Consider the following 15912-nt stretch of genomic DNA (forward strand, 5'->3'; position numbering starts at 1 on the left):
TGTCAGCTTTCCAAATTCAGCGATTGCGCCAGTTCGTCATCCATCGCGTCACCTTCTTGCGGCCCGCGCGGTTTGAGCCCGAACTGAACCAGCAACGGAGCCGCGATGAAGATCGACGAATAGGTCGCAACAATAATGCCGACGCTGAGCGCCAGAGCAAACATACGGATTTCCGTGCCGCCAAACGCATAAAGCGGCATATGGGCGAGGAACGTCACGAAGGATGTCGGCAGAGTCCGCGACAGGGTCTGATTGATCGAGGCATCGATGATGGCAGGCAGAGGCGCGCTTTTATAGACCCGCAGATTTTCGCGCACACGGTCATAGATCACCACCGTATCGTTGAGCGAATAGCCGATGATCGTGAGAATTGCGGCAACGCTCCACAGATTGAATTCCATGCGGAATACAATGAACATGCCCGCAAGAATGATGACGTCGTGCAAGGTCGACAACACCGCGCCAAGCGCGAGCTGCCAGCGGAACCGAACCCAGACATAAATGAAGATGCCGATCAGCGACAGGATCACTGCCAGAATGCCAGCCCGCGAAAGCTGCTCCGAAACCGTCGGTCCGACCACTTCGACCCGCTGGAACGCGTAATCCTGCTCGAACTCCCCGCGCAGTTTCACCGCGACGGTCTGTTCCGCATCGTCGCCGACTTCCTGGCTTCCGATAATGACAAGGGCGGAGCGCGGTGACTTTGCCGGCAGTACACGAGCGCTGTCGATGTTGAGTTCGGCAAGCCGTTCGGTGATGTCTTCAAGATTGGCGTCGCCGCTGCGCGCCTGCAGTTCGACCATCGAGCCGCCGCGGAAATCAATGCCGTAGTTGAAGCCGATATTGACGAACAGGGCGACGACGATGGCACAGGCCAGCACCGAGATACCCAGCGTCACAAACTGGAGGCGCATGAACGGAATGTGCGTCACCGTCGGGACCAGTTTCAGGCGACGCTTCGGCACTTCCTTGGGCTTGGCCGTGCGCACCCACTGCGCGATCAGCAGGCGGGTGAAAGTAAGCGTGGTGAAAAGCGTCGTACCGATACCGACCGCCACCGTCAGCGCAAAGCCGTGAACCGTTCCCGATCCGAGCAGGAACAGAACGAGCGCTGCAATAAGCGTGGTGAGGTTCGCGTCGATAATGGTCGAAAGGGCGCGATAAAAGCCGGATTCCATCGCCTGAACGACGGAATAGCCCTTGCGGCGATCTTCGCGCACACGTTCGTAAATCAGGATGTGGGCGTCAACAGCCAGACCTATGGTCAACACCAGACCCGCAATGCTGGCCAGACTGATCGACGCGCCGATCAGTGACAATATTGCCGTCAGGATGATGATGTTGCCGGCCAGTGCGACCATGGCGATCACACCGAGGATACCGTAGGACAAGACCATGAACAGGCCGACGAGCAATGCAGCAAGCAAGGCGGCCAGTGCGGCGGCGCTGGCATAGTCCTCGCCCAGAGCCGATGCTATCGTGCGTTCTTCCAGAACCGTGACATTCTGTGGCAGCGCGCCGGAGCGCAATACCACCGCCATGTTGTTGGCGGCCTGAAGATCGAAAGCACCTGAAATCTGCAACTCGTTGGTATCGAGCTTCTCATCGACGGCGGGCGCGGAAACGATCTGGTTGTCAACGACGATGGCAAAGCTTCCGCCAACCAGATGCGACGTTGCCTCGGCAAGGTTCTTGCGACCCGCATCGTCCAGCGTGAGCGTGATGACGGGTTCGCTATCGTCATCCGAAAGCGTCGCCTTTGCGTCTGTCACATTTGCGCCGGTCAGGATCGGCTCCTTCTTCACGAGGTAACCGACTGGCGGGTCGTCATAAGAATAGATAACTTCACTGTCCGCAGGCGGCGTTCCACGAATGGCATCGTCCGGCCCCATGGTGCTGTCGACCGCACGGAAAGAGAAATTGCCGCGAACGCTGAGAATGTCCTTCAGAAGCTGCGCGTCATAAACGCCGGGAACTTCAACCCGAATCTGATTGCGGTTTTCCGCTTCGACCAGAGGCTTGCCATAACCCAGTTCTTCAAGGCGCTGGCGCATGATGTCAGCTGTGCGCTCAAGGCCCCCTCTTCCGGGATTTTGCACTTGCAGGACCAGGCGCGAGCCGCCGGAGAGATCAAGCCCAAGGGCGATCTGCTGTTTCGGCAGGAAATTTGGCAGCTTTGCCAGCGTTTCACGCGAGAAAAAGTTGGGGGATGCGATGACGAAACTCACGAGAACCGCGAGCCAGATCAGGGCAGATTTCCAGCGTGAAAAATAGAGCATGGAGCAGCAATTCCGTATCGGCTTGGATAGAGCATGCCGGAGTTCACCTGTTGCGAACCGCTCTCCGGCGTCGTGGCACGCGCCTCCTATTTGGCGCTTGCCGAATACTGCACAGGCCCCGGTTATGGAAATCTTACCGGGGCCTGCGTGTCGTAAAAAGAACTACTTGTTCTTGTTGTCGGCGACAGGTTCGCCCTTGACGCGAACATCCATCAGCGTGCTGCGCATGACGCGGATGCGCACGCCTTCAGCGATTTCGACTTCCAGTTCGTTGTCGTCAACGACCTTCTGGACCTTGCCGACAATGCCGCCGCCGGTGACGACCGTATCGCCGCGACGAACCTGCGATAGCATTTCCTGACGCTTCTTCATCTGGGTCCGCTGCGGGCGGATGATGAGGAAGTACATGATCACGAAGATCAGGATGAACGGCAGAATGCTCATGAGCATGTCTGGTCCAGCAGCGCCGCCGGATGCTTGAGCGAAAGCCGGTGTTACGAACATTAGGAACTCCTCTGAAGTCTCGAAGACAAATTATTAACGGCATTACAATGGTTAGCGCGCCAAATGCAACCGGCGATGACCCCGCCTGCGCCAAGGTCGCACACTTTTCGCCTCCGCTGTGGCATGTTAAGCCATTACCCCTATCATCAGGGGCATGAAATGACGACCGAAGACATACTCAGCCAGAAACTGGACCGTTTGATCGCCGCTCTGGAACGCATTGCGCCGCCAGAAGCCAAAACACCCGATCTTGATGCCGCAGACTGCTTTGTCTGGGCTCCCGAACGACTGACCCTGGATCCGGTGAAGCGTGTTAACCGAGTGGATATCGATCTGATCCGTGGCGTAGATTTGGTACGTGACCAGCTTGTGGACAATACCCGGCGCTTCGCAAAAGGATTTCCGGCCAACAATGTGCTGCTCTGGGGCGCACGTGGCATGGGAAAATCCTCGCTCGTCAAAGCTGCGCAGGCAAGCGTCAATGCGGAAATGCCGGAACGTACCCCACTCAAGCTGATCGAAATTCATCGCGAGGACATTGATAGCCTTCCGACATTGATGAATCTCATCAAGGATACGGACTATCGCTTCATCCTGTTTTGCGATGACCTATCCTTCGATCACGACGATACGTCCTACAAATCGCTCAAGGCGGCGCTCGAAGGCGGTGTTGAAGGCCGTCCCGGCAATGTGATTTTCTATGCAACGTCGAACCGACGCCATCTCATGCCGCGCGACATGATCGACAATGAGCGCTCGACGGCGATCAATCCTTCGGAGGCCATTGAGGAAAAGGTTTCGCTGTCAGACCGTTTTGGTCTCTGGCTCGGTTTCCATAAATGTAGCCAGGACGATTATCTCGCCATGGTTGACGGCTATGCGGCCTATTTCAAGCTGGCATACGATCCTGCCAAGATGCATGCGGAAGCACTGGAATGGTCCACAACGCGTGGAAACCGCTCCGGCCGTGTTGCATGGCAATATATACAGGATCTGGCGGGTCGCCTCGGCATTGCCATGTAAAACGCTTGAACAACGCATAAAAGAGAAAGGCGGACTTTGGGGTCCGCCTTTTTTTGTTGTGTCACGTTCCGATCAGGATTCCAGATATTTGGAAGGATTGACCGGCGCGGAATTCTTACGCACCTCAAAGTGCAGCTTCGGAGATTTCGCGTTGCCGCTCATGCCCGACTTTGCGACTTCTTCGCCGCGACGGACTTTCTGTCCACGCTGAACCAGTATCTGGCTGTTGTGACCGTAAACGGTAACGAGGCCGTTGTCGTGACGGATCAGAACCGTCTGGCCGAACTCCTTGAGGCCGTCACCGGCATAGATGACGACGCCATTTTCAGCGGCCTTCACCGAGGTGCCTTCCGGAACCATGATGTCGATGCCGTCGCTTACCGAAGTGCCGTCACGCTGGCCGAAGCTTGCGAGAATGCGGCCACGCACTGGCCAGCGCATCTGCGAAATGCCGGTCGAGGAAGGCGCTGCCGCCTGATCCTTTTCGGCATCCTCGATCACCTTGTTGCTCGCCTGGGGCGGCGTGTAAGGCTTCACATCGGCGTTGGCGGCTGGGGCGGACGCTGTCTTGGCGGGGTTTTCCGGCGGCTGCGAAACTGCGGCAACCTGCGTTGCATTGCCAGCTGCGGCAGAAGGAATGACAAGCGCCTGTCCGACGCGGATAGCGCCGTTCGACAGTCCGTTGGCCTTCTTCAACTGCTCGACAGGCACATTGTGCTTCTGCGCGATGGAGAAGAGTGAATCGCCGCTCTTAACCGTGTAGGTGCCGTTCGGCGCTGGCGGCGTGGTAGCATTTGCCCCCGCCGAGGCCATGTCGGTTGCCGAAGGCTTCTTGCCGTTGACGGCAGGCGCCTGCGGTACGACCGCGATATTATTGTCCGTTGGCCGTGGAACAGCCGGAGTCGCCGGAAGCTGACCCAGAACCTTTTCCTGCGCGCCATTCACGGTATTGCGCGTAGCGGTGGCGGCGCTGGCAACCTTGGTTTCGGCTGCATTGACCGTGTTGTTCACACGGTTTGCGGCCATATCCTGTGCCTGACCAACCTGGTTCTGGATGTGATTGGATGCCGCTGCAACCGGAGCCTGAACGGACTGACGCGCTGCGGCGACCGGTGCCGCCATCGGCGCGGAGGACACCGGCGGCAGTGAATTACGCTGGACCGAACCGCTGGAAGCGGGAGCCACAGGAGCCGCGGATGCATAAAGATCGCCAGCCGGCTGCTGTGCGACACGCTGACTGGACGTAGAGCCCGTACTGATACCATCAGTGAAGCGCATCGTATCGGCACTGCACCCGGCACCAAAACCGGCAATCAGAACGATCGCGACATTCCGCAGGAGACGTTCAGACGTGTGCTGCAAAATTTGTAAACGCATGTTCAACTCGCCCATACTCGAAACTCAGTAAGGTGATTAAAACGCGTTAATGTTACTCTCTGGTTAAGAAGGGCCAATCTTCGAAAAAAGATTCACCAATTAAATACCATAAGCGCACAAAGCCGCCGAAAAGCCCTCCCCGGCGAGGCCGGAAAGAGCCAAAGAGCCTTCTTTTTGACGAATCAATAGGCTGCCGTCACAGAACCGACGAGACACCTTCGATGAAGGGCTGGTAGCGGACCGCCATCAGGTCCTCCTGCTCGAATCGGCTGCCAACCTTGGCGACGCGCGTCATGACCTGCGGGCCATCGCCCGGACCGATGGGGGCAATCAACACGCCATGCGTCGCCAGAAGATCGACGAAATGACGCGGCACTTCATCGAAGGCGAGCCAGATCAGGATGCGGTCGAACGGGCCGCCCGGCATTCCATGACGACCGTCGGCATGCTTGACCATGATGTTTTCACGCTTCAGCGACACGAATTGCTGCAAGGCATGATCGCAAAGCTTGCGATAGCGCTCGACAGTCGTGACGCGACCGGCAAGCGTAGACATGACGGCCGCCGTAAAGCCGGAGCCTGTTCCGATTTCCAGCACCCGATGACCGGGCTCCAATTTCAGCGCGGCGATGGCGCGGGCCTGTTCATCAATGCCCTCCATGTATTCACCGCAGTCGAGCGGCGCAGTGCGGGGGCTATAGGCGAGATGAGACCATGCGGACGCGAGAAAACTCTGGCGGGGCGTGGCCTCAATGGCTGCGAAGAGGCGCGGATCGTCAATACCGTATCCGCGCATCCGCATGACGAAGGATGCAAATCCTTCCCTGTCCGAAAGCCGTGGGCGCTCAGACGCTGCCTGCCTCATGCTTCAACCCCAAGTGCTACGCTCAATTCTGCCCGAACCTTATGCGCGGTCAGATCAAGGTGCAACGGGGTTACCGAAATGCAGTCGGAACGAATGGCCGCAATGTCGCTGTCATCGGCGACAGGCGCCTTGCCGCGACCGAAGTGTAGCCAGAAATAAGGGAAGCCGCGTCCGTCGCGGCGCTCGTCGAGGCGCGCATCATGGCTAAGCTTGCCCTGTGCCGTGACGCGCACGCCCTGCACTTCCTCCGGGCCGCAGTTCGGGAAATTCAGGTTCAGAAGAACCCCTTCCGGCCAGCCAGCCTCCATCAGCTTCTTGATAAGGTCCGGCGCGTGGGCTTCCGCCGTTTCCCACGGCACGATACGGCGGTCGCCTTCATATTCGTATTCCTGCGACAGCGCGATGGCTCGCACACCCAGCAAGGTCCCTTCCATTGCACCGGCAACGGTGCCCGAATAGGTCACGTCGTCGGCCATGTTGGCCCCGGAATTGACGCCGGAGAGAACCAGATCGGGCGCGCCCGGCAGCACGTGGCGCACACCCATGATGACGCAATCGGTCGGCGTGCCGCGCAAGGCAAAATGACGTTCGTCAATCTGGCGAAGGCGAAGCGGTTCTGACAGCGTCAGCGAATGCGCGAGGCCGCTCTGATCGGTTTCGGGAGCGACCACCCAGACATCGTCGGAGAGTTTGCGTGCGATCCGCTCCAGAACTGCGAGGCCTTCAGCGTGGATACCATCATCGTTCGTCAGCAGAATTCGCACGTCATCACTCCTTCATCTATCAATGATTCTGATTCACGCAGCTTTCTCGATCCGCGTGAGGCCGCCCATGTATGGCTGCAATGCTTCAGGAATATGAATGCTGCCGTCTTCTTCCTGATAATTTTCCATCACGGCGATAAGGGCACGGCCGACGGCGACACCGGAACCGTTCAGCGTGTGCACGAAACGGGTCGATTTCTCGCCTTCCGGACGATAGCGGGCATTCATGCGACGACCCTGGAAATCACCGCAGACCGAGCAGCTGGAAATTTCGCGATAGGTGTTCTGGCCCGGCAGCCACACTTCGATGTCGTAAGTCTTCTGCGCGCCGAAGCCCATGTCGCCGGTGCAGAGCACGACGGTGCGGAACGGCAGACCGAGGCGCTTCAGCACTTCCTCGGCGCAGGCAGTCATACGCTCATGTTCTTCGATCGAGCTGTCGGCATCGGTAATCGACACCATTTCCACTTTCAGGAACTGGTGCTGACGCAGCATGCCTCGCGTGTCGCGACCGGCGGAGCCCGCTTCCGAGCGGAAGCACGGCGTCAGTGCCGTATAACGCTGCGGAAGCGACTTCGCGTCGACGATTTCGTCGGCGACGAGATTGGTCAGCGGCACTTCGGCAGTTGGAATGAGCCAGCGGCCATCCGTGGTACGGAAAAGGTCTTCCGAGAATTTCGGCAGCTGACCGGTTCCATAGACAGCTTCGTCGCGCACCATCAGCGGCGGCATTGTTTCGGTGTAGCCGTGCTCTGTCGTATGGAGATCGAGCATGAACTGACCGAGCGCGCGTTCCAGACGCGCAAGCGGCCCTTTCAGCACCGTGAAGCGCGAACCTGCGAGCTTGGCCGCACGTTCGAAATCCATGTAGCCGAGCGCCTCGCCCAGCTCGAAATGTTCCTTCGGCTGGAAAGCGAAGTTGCGCTGATTGCCGATGCGGCGGATTTCGACATTGTCGCTTTCGTCCTTGCCGAGCGGCACATCTTCGAGCGGAATATTGGGGATGGACGACAGCGCGTCGTTCAGTTCCTTGGTCAGGCGGCGTTCTTCGTCTTCGGCCTGAGCAAGAAAATCCTTCAACTCGGCAACTTCCGCCTTCAGCCTGTCAGCCGTTGCTGCATCCTTCGCAGCCATGGCCTTGCCGATTTCCTTCGAGGCGGCGTTGCGGCGCTCCTGCGCGGCCTGAACCTTGCCGACATATTCGCGGCGTTTTTCGTCCAGCGCCATCAGTTCGGACGACAGCGACTGAGCCCCACGCTTGGCGAGCGCTTTGTCGAGGGTTTCAGGGTTTTCGCGTATCCATTTGATGTCGAGCATGGGAAAAGCCGTTTCGTGAAATTGAACAGAAGCAAGGCCGCACAACCTGCGACCTTACGGAATTAACGTGACAAATCAGGATGATGAAGCGTTATTTTCAGCGTCGGTGCTTGCCTGCGCCTCATCCCGCTTCTTCTCGATCATGCGAGCCACGATGATTGAAATCTCGTAGAGAAGGATCGTCGGCAAGGCAAGGCCGATCTGGCTCGCCGGATCAGGCGGCGTCAGCACGGCAGCCACGATGAAAGCGATGACGATTGCGTATTTGCGCTTGTCCTTGAGGCCCGCCGAGGTCACCAGCCCGACACGCGCCATCAGGCTCGTGACCACCGGCAGCTGGAAGACCAGGCCAAACGCAAAGATGAGCGTCATGATGAGGCTCAGATATTCCGATACTTTCGGCAGGAGGGAAATCTGCACTTCACCGCTGCCGCCGGTCTGCTGCATGGCGAGGAAGAACCACATCACCATTGGCGTGAAGAAGAAATAAACGAGCGCGCCGCCCATCAAAAACAGGATCGGCGAAGCGATCAGGAATGGCAGGAACGCCATGCGTTCATGCTTGTAGAGGCCAGGTGCCACGAATTTGTAAATCTGCGCGGCAATGATGGGAAATGCCAGCACGATGCCGCCGAACATGGCCACCTTCACCTGCGTGAAGAAAAATTCCTGCGGCGCAGTATAGATCAGTTCTGCCTTCGAGCGATCCATGCCCGCCCAGTCTAGCGCCCACTGATATGGCACGACAAGCAGGTTGAACAGCTGTTTGGCGAAAGCGAAACAGAAAACAAATGCCACGAAAAATGCCAGAATTGCCCAGATCAGGCGGCGGCGCAGTTCGATCAGGTGTTCAAGCAGAGGCGCTGCGCTCTGTTCGATTTCGTCCTCGTCGCGTGTCACGCTTTGGTTCCTGTCTTCTTCGTGGTCTTTTTGGCAGGTGCCGTGGCAGCAGCCTTTGCAGTTTCCGATTTCGTTGATGCCGACTTTCTGGAAGTTGGCTTGGCAACCGGCGCTGCCTTGGCATCGGTCGCCTTATTCTCTGCCTTCGGCGCAGCCTTGCGAGCAGGCTTTTTAGGAGCCGGGGCCGGTTCTACGGCAGGCTCCGCAGCAGGCGGCACCGGAGTGCCGCCAGCATCAACCGGCGTGGTCACTTCGGCTACTTTTTCAGGCGTCGCCGGCGACATGGAGGACGTGGACTGAAGGCCAGCACGCAAATCCTCGCCCGCGCTTCGAATCGGATCGAACACCTGCGTGATCTTCGAACGCGGGTCGAGCTTGCGGGTCTCGTCGATGATGGTCTTTACATCGTCAAGCTCAGCCTCTTTCAAGGCTTCGTCGAACTGCTGCTTGAACTCGTTGGCGGTCGCGCGCATGCGCGCGGTCGCCTTACCGAATGCGCGCAGCATCTTCGGCAAATCCTTGGGACCGACCACTACGATCATCACGATCGCAATAATCAGAAGTTCAGACCAACCGATGTCGAACATATTCTTGATACCCCGCGCAATTCGCGCGCGCGTCCCGTCTTTCGGCGGAAAACCGCACTTGTAAATGGCAAAATATGCTGCGCGCTGTCCCGCCCGCAGCATGCTTTATCCGTTAAAGCGCTTCCCATTTTCGGGAAACATGCTCCAGATCAGGACTTGGTGGTTTTCTTGACGTCGTTGACCGTCTCGTCAGCCTTGGCGTCGATCGTGCGCGCATCATCCTTCGCATCGTCGTCGTTCATGCCCTGCTTGAAGTTCTTGATGCCCTTGGCAACGTCACCCATCAGCTCGGGAATCTTGCCGCGGCCAAACAGAAGAAGCACAACCGCCAGGACGATCAGCCAGTGCCAGATGGAAAAGCTACCCATTTTATTCCTCTCATTGCCGCAAGCGCGGCATGTTCCTGCAATGCCAGTTACGATTTAAGCGCTTTCAACAAATCTTTCAAACAGAAGTGTGACGGTGAACGACTTTGCGACAAATAAAATTGGCCGCAAAGCCCAGACCGGGACTATTCACCGCGTGGGGCGAGCAAGCCAAGGCTTTCCAGATCGATATCTTCGAGCGGCTCTTCGTCTTCCGTCAATTCATCCGGGTCAATGTTCGGCACGGGAACGGAGAAACTCGACGGCATGCGCGCAGAAAGAAGCCCTGCCCCGCGCAGCTCTTCCAATCCGGGCAGATCGCGGATCTCCGGAAGACCAAAATGGTCGAGAAACGCATCCGTCGTTCCATAGGTTACCGGGCGTCCGGGCGTGCGGCGACGCCCGCGCAATTTGATCCAGCCGGTCTCCATCAGAACGTCCAGCGTACCCTTCGAGGTCTCGACACCGCGAATATCTTCCAGTTCGGCGCGCGTGACGGGCTGATGATAGGCAATGATGGCCAGCACTTCCATCGCAGCGCGTGAGAGCTTGCGCTGCTGCACGGCTTCGCGGCTCATGAGAAAGGCGAGATCAGGCGCGGTACGAAACGCCCATGCGCTGCCAACCTGAACAAGATGCACGCCGCGCGTTTCATATATTTTCTGCAAATGCTTCAAAACCGGTGCAACGTCGACATTGGCAGGCAGGCGTTCCGCCAATGCCCGTTCGGAAACCGGCTCGGAGGACGCAAAGACAATGGCCTCGACGATGCGCGCAAGATCGGCAAGGCCCTGCGACGAAACAGAATCTTGCGCTTCCATCTGATCCTCGTCGCTATCGATTTCAGCCAGATTTCGACGTTCCGCTTCAGACATCCTCGTCCTCATCCAATTCGCTGATATCCCCTGTCGCCCGAATATAGATCGGCTCGAAAGGAGCGTTTTGCCTGACTTCCAGCTTGCCCTCGCGCACGAGTTCGAGGCTGGCGGCGAAGGAACTGGCGAGTGCTGACGCTCTCTCGCGCGGCGAAAGCGCGTAATCGATCAGGAAACGATCCAGAGAAATCCAGTCGCCAACCGACCCCATCAAGCGCACAAGCGCCACCCGCGCTTCTTTCAGCGACCAGACAGCCCGCTTGGCGATCTGCACCTGAGAAACGGCCTGACGCTGTCGCTGGGAAGCATAGGCTGTGAGAAGGTCGTACAGCGTACCGGAAAACTGGCTGGTCCTGTCCACCATGACCATTTCCGGCATGCCGCGCGCAAAGACATCCCGTCCCAGCCGGTTGCGGTTGACGAGCTTCGCAGCGGCGTCGCGCATGGCTTCCAGTCGCTTCAAGCGATAATGCAGCGAAGCTGCCAGTTCTTCACCGGTCGCGCCGTCATCGCCCTGCTGCTTCGGGATCAGCAGTTTCGACTTGAGATAGGCAAGCCATGCCGCCATCACCAGATAGTCGGCCGCAAGTTCAAGGCGCAAGGCGCGCGCCTGCTCCACGAACACGAGATATTGCTCTGCGAGCGCCAGAACGGAGATGCGGGCAAGATCGACGCGCTGGCTCCGTGCAAGATGGAGCAGAAGATCCAGCGGCCCTTCAAACCCCTGCACGTCGATGAGAAGCGACGGCTCGCTTTCGCTGCGTTCGGTTTCGCTCTGCCACAGCGCATCCATCGGCACGAGCGTGCCGTCTTTGCCGTCTGTGTCTGCTCCCGATGCTGCCAAGCCCGTTTCCCTGTCGATGGCATTCACCGGCAGACCAGCCCGCCGGTGATGTCAGTTTACCAAGTTTTGGCGATTACGCTATCAGTTCGAACATGGCGCTGAATTCTGCACGCAGTTCTTCCTCATCGGAAAGATCGGGATCGCCTGCATAGACTTCTGCCAGATCAGCGCGACGCTTTGCCTTGCCTTCAAGAACCGGCACACGCGCTGCAACTTCCTTCAATTCTTCCATCACGCCTGCGCAATAGAGAACCATATCGCAACCGGCACCGATAATGCCGTCTGCAATGTCGCCAAGGCTGCCCGAGAGCGCCTTCATGGAAATGTCGTCGCTCATCACGAGCCCATCGAACTGGATGACATCGCGAATGATGGTGTTGATGACGGTCGGCGACAATGTCGATGGGCGCTGTGGATCGATGCAATCAAAAACGACGTGAGCCGTCATAGCCATCGGCAGATCGTTGAGCGCCTTGAACGGCACGAAATCATGCGCGACCAGTTCATTCAGCGGAACGGTGACACGCGCCAGTTCCTTGTGCGTGTCGGCAAAGGCACGGCCATGCCCCGGCATATGCTTGACAACCGGCAGCAAACCACCGGCAAGCAAGCCTTCGGCAGCGGCTCGGCCCATTTCGGCAACCGCATGCGGATTCTTGGAATAGGCTCGTGCGCCGATGACGTCATGCGCGCCCTCCACAGGCACGTCCAGCACCGGCAGGCAATCCACATTGACGCCGACCTTCAGCAAATCGAATGCATGGAGGCGAGCGTGAAGCCATGCAGCGCGTAGCCCTGCCTCGCGATCACGCGCATAGATCGCGCCGACTTCCGAGGCCGAGGGATAGTTCGGGACGAGCGGCGGGCGCAGGCGCTGCACGCGGCCACCTTCCTGATCGATGAAAACAGGTGTCTGGTCCCGCCCTGTCAAGTCACGCATATGCGCCGTCAATTCGGAAACCTGTTCCAGACTTTCGACATTTCGCGCGAAAAGAATGAAGCCCCAGGGCCTTTCATCACGGAAAAACGCGATTTCGTCTTCCGTCAGTTTCGTTCCCGACACACCGGCAATCCATGCCTTGCAGTCTTTCATGCGCTCTTCCCCAAAATTGTCTGGAAATGCTGTACTCAAACAAGCCCGTCCCGGTTTAACCGAAAAAAACAGAGCTTGGTAGTGGACCATGAAAAAGGGCGACCGAAGCCGCCCTTTCGATACTCAGTGTGTCGTCAATCACTGCGTGACGAAGCAGCTGCCGCCAGCGGACTTGAGCCGTGCGCAAAGCGCCGACGCATCTTCCTTGGAGCCGCCCTGAACGCGGACACGATAGTAAGTGCCCTTGCCCGGAATGTCGGCGCGCTTGATGTCCACACTGCGACCGCCGATCACGCTGCCAAACTTCTGGGCCATGTTCGCATAGGACTTCTGGGCCAGTTCAGCAGATGGCTGCGAAGCGATCTGGATGAAGTAACCGCCTGCTCCTGCCGCCGATGCAACCTGCGGCGCGGCCTGTGCGGGAGCCGGGTTGGCAGCAGCCGGAGCCTGCGTGCGCTGCGGCACGTTGCCGACGATGTTGACCGGCTGTTCGGCGGGGCGCGACGGCACCACCGGAGCACGGACGGGAAGACGCGGCGCTTCCGCCGCAGGCTGTGGCTGCGGAGCCGGTGTTTGCGCAGCCGGTTCTGCTGGCGCATTGCCTGCTGCAAGCGCGGCGATTTCATCGCCACCCGCAGGCGCTGTTGCAGCGGGAGGCGCAGCGTTTACCGGCGGCAACTGCGAGGCAGTTTCCTCCGGAGCCGGAGACGGCTGGACGATAGAGCCATCCGGCCGCACGATCATGGTTTCCACTTCGCGCGGCTGAACCAATGGCGCGTTGTGGTCGGCGTTCTGATTCTCGACCGGAGCATTGTTTGCCACCGATTGTTCGTCAGGCACATTGCCCGCCATATTCTCGCTGTCATCCGTGCCGGAAATATCCACCGGCTCTTCGCCGGACGTGATCAGCGATTTTTGTTCCGGATTGTTCGGCAGCGTACCGGCAACGCGGTCATAAACAGCCTTGTCCTGGTTCGGCACCGTGACGCCGCCGGGATTTTCCGGCTGCATCTTGATCGGCTGATTGTCGGCGCGAATCACGACCGGTTCACCGGACCCGCTACCGCCGAGGAAGTGATAGCCGATCCCGCCCAACAGCACGGCCACACCAGCCACGCTTGCCAGGATAAGGCCGCGACGGCCACGAACCGGGCGATTGCGATAGGCCTCGGCAGCGCTGCCAAGGTCATCTTCCACCTGCATCGCGGCGCGCTCGCCATAGTCACCAGCTTCGAGCGGCTGCGCACCCTGCGCCGCCCAATGGTTGTAGAAATCGTCCTCATTGCCCGGCTGGCTGGAGGTATTGTTCTGCACCGGAGCCTGAGCGGTCGCCTGCGAGCGGCCATAGCTGCCCGCAGCCGCGGCGGCACCCACAGCGGCACCGAGGCTCGCGCCGGAGTTCGGCAGATAGCTGGACGCGCTTTCGCGGAAAATATCTTCAAAAGCCCTGTCAGCTTCGCTCTGCGCGTCTGTCTTCGCAGTTTCGTCAACGCCGACGGTGTTGAAAACCTCGGCAAATTCCGCTTCGAGATCGGTCAATCCGGCGTTGGCTTCCTCTTCGCCGTAATTGATTTCCGGCAGATCGAGAGAATGGGTCTGCTCGACCTTTTCTTCAGCCACGCTCAAGGTTTCCACCTCAGGCGCGGGCGCGCTGACAGGAGCGGAATGGATGCTACCGAACGACGGGAATGGAACCGGGGAAGACCGGTAGTCATCGTCCGAACGCACAGCATGCGCATAAGCGGTTGTTTCTTCTTCAGGCTCCGGGTTCAGATCAAGATCTTCTTCGGTGAAGAAATCATCTTCGATGAAAGCGTTTTCGTCCTGAACGTTTGAAACATCACCGGATGGCTCGAAACCGAAATCGTCCTCCGACAGACTGATCTCATCAAGTTCCGAAAGATCATCCTCGGTACCTTCGGCAGCAACCGCCGTTGCTGCTTCCTCGACGTCGAACGAAAAGTCGTCGTCGAAGGAGAAATCGTCTTCGTCATCCAGAGAAGGGGCTGCGGACGGATAATCAGCCTGCGGCGTGGTCGCCAGCGTGTCCTGCCCCGGAACGCCGGAAGAGAAATTGCTCCGCGTGTAGTAAGGATATCCGGCAGGAACGGCCTGCGGCGCGTAAGCCTGCGCCTGTGCGAGAGGAGCGGCGGCCTGAGGCTCACTGTAAGCGGGTTCATCAAGCTGCAAATCATCGAAATGAAGATCGTCCAGTTCCGGCTCATCCTGATAGCTGGAATTCTGCACCGGAACCGCATCGTGATGGGCATTTGGCGTTTCCGTCGGCGCAACATGCGAGAAGTACGTCTCGTCATGAGAGACCGGCTTGGGCTCGTCGCCGAACAAGAGGTTTTCCAGTTCATCCTCAAGCGAGACCGGCGTGGAAACAGCAGCATATGAAGGCTGCTCGGGCTCGACAGCCTGAACATTCCAGTCCTGAGTGTGCACAGGCCGGTAAGCCTCTTCATGCGGCTCTATGGCAGGCTGATAGATCGTCGGGTCGTAATTCGCCTGATCGATATGAATCGGCTCGACAGTTTCCCGTCGAACGTAGACAGACTGCTCCCTGTCGTCCGAATCACGCGCCACCGAGTAGTCATCGTAGTCGAATTGCGGCACAGGCTCGGTGCGGTCGGCCTCTTCGAACTCAAGCGTTTCGAATGAAGGCGTTTCGAACGAAGGCGTTTCGAACGAAGCCGCTTCCATCGCGGGAGCCCGCTCATCCACTTCCATTTGAAGATCGAACTCGTCTTCCAGCGCAGAAGCAAGTTCTTCCTCATGCATCAGAGGTTCGCCAGACTGATAGGAATCATCGTGCGCCGGCGTGGCGAACTGTGACTGTTCCGCAGGCTGAGAATAATCGCTGAAGTCGCCCAGCAGCTCGCGTTCCAAATCCAGAGAGGGATCGAAGCCGGGATCGGTTCGGTCCTCAAAATGAGTATTCCCGAACTGAGTGGGGCGGCGCTCATTCCAAGCGACGTTATCATCAGCAGGCGTGCCGAAGTCCATGATCCGCGACAGTTCCATCAGCGGGTCGTCTTCGTGCAACGGACGCTCGCCGTAATTACGGGGATTTGCACTGCTGTCCGTCATAGCGTGTTCCTAACTCAAACCCTGGA

14 protein-coding genes are annotated in these 15912 nt (G+C 58.5%); 1 reads left to right on the forward strand and 13 read right to left on the reverse strand.

Annotation, left to right across the window (positions count from 1 at the left end; all coding sequences use genetic code 11):
* Positions 1–2 precede the first annotated feature (2 nt).
* Together secDF and yajC are read right to left on the reverse strand one after the other, a co-directional pair.
* Positions 3–2279, reverse strand: a complete 2277-nt coding sequence (gene secDF, locus AC0TOF_RS06140) for a protein translocase subunit SecDF (protein WP_473767559.1) — start codon at positions 2277–2279, stop codon at positions 3–5.
* Between the two features lie 162 nt (positions 2280–2441).
* Entirely contained in the window at positions 2442–2783 is a 342-nt protein-coding gene (gene yajC, locus AC0TOF_RS06145; RefSeq protein WP_006466672.1) for a preprotein translocase subunit YajC, read from the reverse strand.
* A gap of 159 nt (positions 2784–2942) precedes the next feature.
* Between yajC and AC0TOF_RS06150 the strand changes: the two genes are divergently transcribed.
* On the forward strand, positions 2943–3806 hold the full coding sequence (locus AC0TOF_RS06150) for an ATP-binding protein (protein WP_473767560.1): 864 nt from the start codon (positions 2943–2945) through the stop codon (positions 3804–3806).
* Positions 3807–3878: 72 nt separating this feature from the next.
* Here AC0TOF_RS06150 and dipM read toward each other — a convergent pair whose 3' ends face one another.
* The 11 genes from dipM to AC0TOF_RS06205 all read right to left on the reverse strand — a co-directional run bounded on the left by dipM (position 3879) and on the right by AC0TOF_RS06205 (position 15886).
* The gene (gene dipM / locus AC0TOF_RS06155; RefSeq protein WP_122000171.1) at positions 3879–5198 is read right to left on the reverse strand and encodes a cell division endopeptidase DipM; all 1320 of its coding nucleotides are present in this window, start codon (positions 5196–5198) and stop codon (positions 3879–3881) included.
* A gap of 181 nt (positions 5199–5379) precedes the next feature.
* On the reverse strand, positions 5380–6048 hold the full coding sequence (locus AC0TOF_RS06160; RefSeq protein WP_122000170.1) for a protein-L-isoaspartate(D-aspartate) O-methyltransferase: 669 nt from the start codon (positions 6046–6048) through the stop codon (positions 5380–5382).
* The gene (surE, locus tag AC0TOF_RS06165) at positions 6045–6812 is read right to left on the reverse strand and encodes a 5'/3'-nucleotidase SurE (protein ID WP_473767561.1); all 768 of its coding nucleotides are present in this window, start codon (positions 6810–6812) and stop codon (positions 6045–6047) included. The genes AC0TOF_RS06160 and surE overlap by 4 nt, the downstream gene beginning before the upstream one ends.
* Positions 6813–6845: 33 nt before the next feature.
* Positions 6846–8129 (reverse strand): serine--tRNA ligase, encoded by a 1284-nt coding sequence (serS, locus tag AC0TOF_RS06170; protein WP_473767562.1) that lies wholly within the window; start codon positions 8127–8129, stop codon positions 6846–6848.
* 75 nt (positions 8130–8204) lie between these two features.
* The gene (gene tatC / locus AC0TOF_RS06175) at positions 8205–9029 is read right to left on the reverse strand and encodes a twin-arginine translocase subunit TatC (protein WP_122000168.1); all 825 of its coding nucleotides are present in this window, start codon (positions 9027–9029) and stop codon (positions 8205–8207) included.
* Positions 9026–9616 (reverse strand): Sec-independent protein translocase protein TatB, encoded by a 591-nt coding sequence (gene tatB / locus AC0TOF_RS06180; RefSeq protein WP_473767563.1) that lies wholly within the window; start codon positions 9614–9616, stop codon positions 9026–9028. Before tatB ends, tatC begins: the two co-directional genes overlap by 4 nt.
* A gap of 149 nt (positions 9617–9765) precedes the next feature.
* On the reverse strand, positions 9766–9984 hold the full coding sequence (locus tag AC0TOF_RS06185) for a twin-arginine translocase TatA/TatE family subunit (protein ID WP_121982592.1): 219 nt from the start codon (positions 9982–9984) through the stop codon (positions 9766–9768).
* 143 nt (positions 9985–10127) lie between these two features.
* Positions 10128–10856 (reverse strand): SMC-Scp complex subunit ScpB, encoded by a 729-nt coding sequence (scpB, locus tag AC0TOF_RS06190; protein ID WP_473767564.1) that lies wholly within the window; start codon positions 10854–10856, stop codon positions 10128–10130.
* Complete coding sequence (locus AC0TOF_RS06195; RefSeq protein WP_122000166.1) at positions 10849–11700, reverse strand: segregation and condensation protein A; 852 nt, start codon at positions 11698–11700, stop codon at positions 10849–10851. Before AC0TOF_RS06195 ends, scpB begins: the two co-directional genes overlap by 8 nt.
* 73 nt (positions 11701–11773) lie before the next feature.
* On the reverse strand, positions 11774–12793 hold the full coding sequence (nagZ, locus tag AC0TOF_RS06200; protein ID WP_473767565.1) for a beta-N-acetylhexosaminidase: 1020 nt from the start codon (positions 12791–12793) through the stop codon (positions 11774–11776).
* A gap of 138 nt (positions 12794–12931) precedes the next feature.
* Complete coding sequence (locus AC0TOF_RS06205) at positions 12932–15886, reverse strand: SPOR domain-containing protein (protein WP_473767566.1); 2955 nt, start codon at positions 15884–15886, stop codon at positions 12932–12934.
* Between the last annotated feature and the right edge of the window lie 26 nt (positions 15887–15912).

This window comes from Ochrobactrum sp. PL_is501, assembly GCF_055816895.1.

Coding starts and splice junctions, on each gene's coding strand:
- secDF (WP_473767559.1), bottom strand. CDS start 2,279: ATGCTCTATTTTTCACGCTGGAAATCTGCCCTGATCTGGCTCGCGGTT.
- yajC (WP_006466672.1), bottom strand. CDS start 2,783: ATGTTCGTAACACCGGCTTTCGCTCAAGCATCCGGCGGCGCTGCTGGA.
- AC0TOF_RS06150 (WP_473767560.1), top strand. CDS start 2,943: ATGACGACCGAAGACATACTCAGCCAGAAACTGGACCGTTTGATCGCC.
- dipM (WP_122000171.1), bottom strand. CDS start 5,198: ATGGGCGAGTTGAACATGCGTTTACAAATTTTGCAGCACACGTCTGAA.
- AC0TOF_RS06160 (WP_122000170.1), bottom strand. CDS start 6,048: ATGAGGCAGGCAGCGTCTGAGCGCCCACGGCTTTCGGACAGGGAAGGA.
- serS (WP_473767562.1), bottom strand. CDS start 8,129: ATGCTCGACATCAAATGGATACGCGAAAACCCTGAAACCCTCGACAAA.
- tatB (WP_473767563.1), bottom strand. CDS start 9,616: ATGTTCGACATCGGTTGGTCTGAACTTCTGATTATTGCGATCGTGATG.
- AC0TOF_RS06185 (WP_121982592.1), bottom strand. CDS start 9,984: ATGGGTAGCTTTTCCATCTGGCACTGGCTGATCGTCCTGGCGGTTGTG.
- scpB (WP_473767564.1), bottom strand. CDS start 10,856: ATGTCTGAAGCGGAACGTCGAAATCTGGCTGAAATCGATAGCGACGAG.
- nagZ (WP_473767565.1), bottom strand. CDS start 12,793: ATGAAAGACTGCAAGGCATGGATTGCCGGTGTGTCGGGAACGAAACTG.
- AC0TOF_RS06205 (WP_473767566.1), bottom strand. CDS start 15,886: ATGACGGACAGCAGTGCAAATCCCCGTAATTACGGCGAGCGTCCGTTG.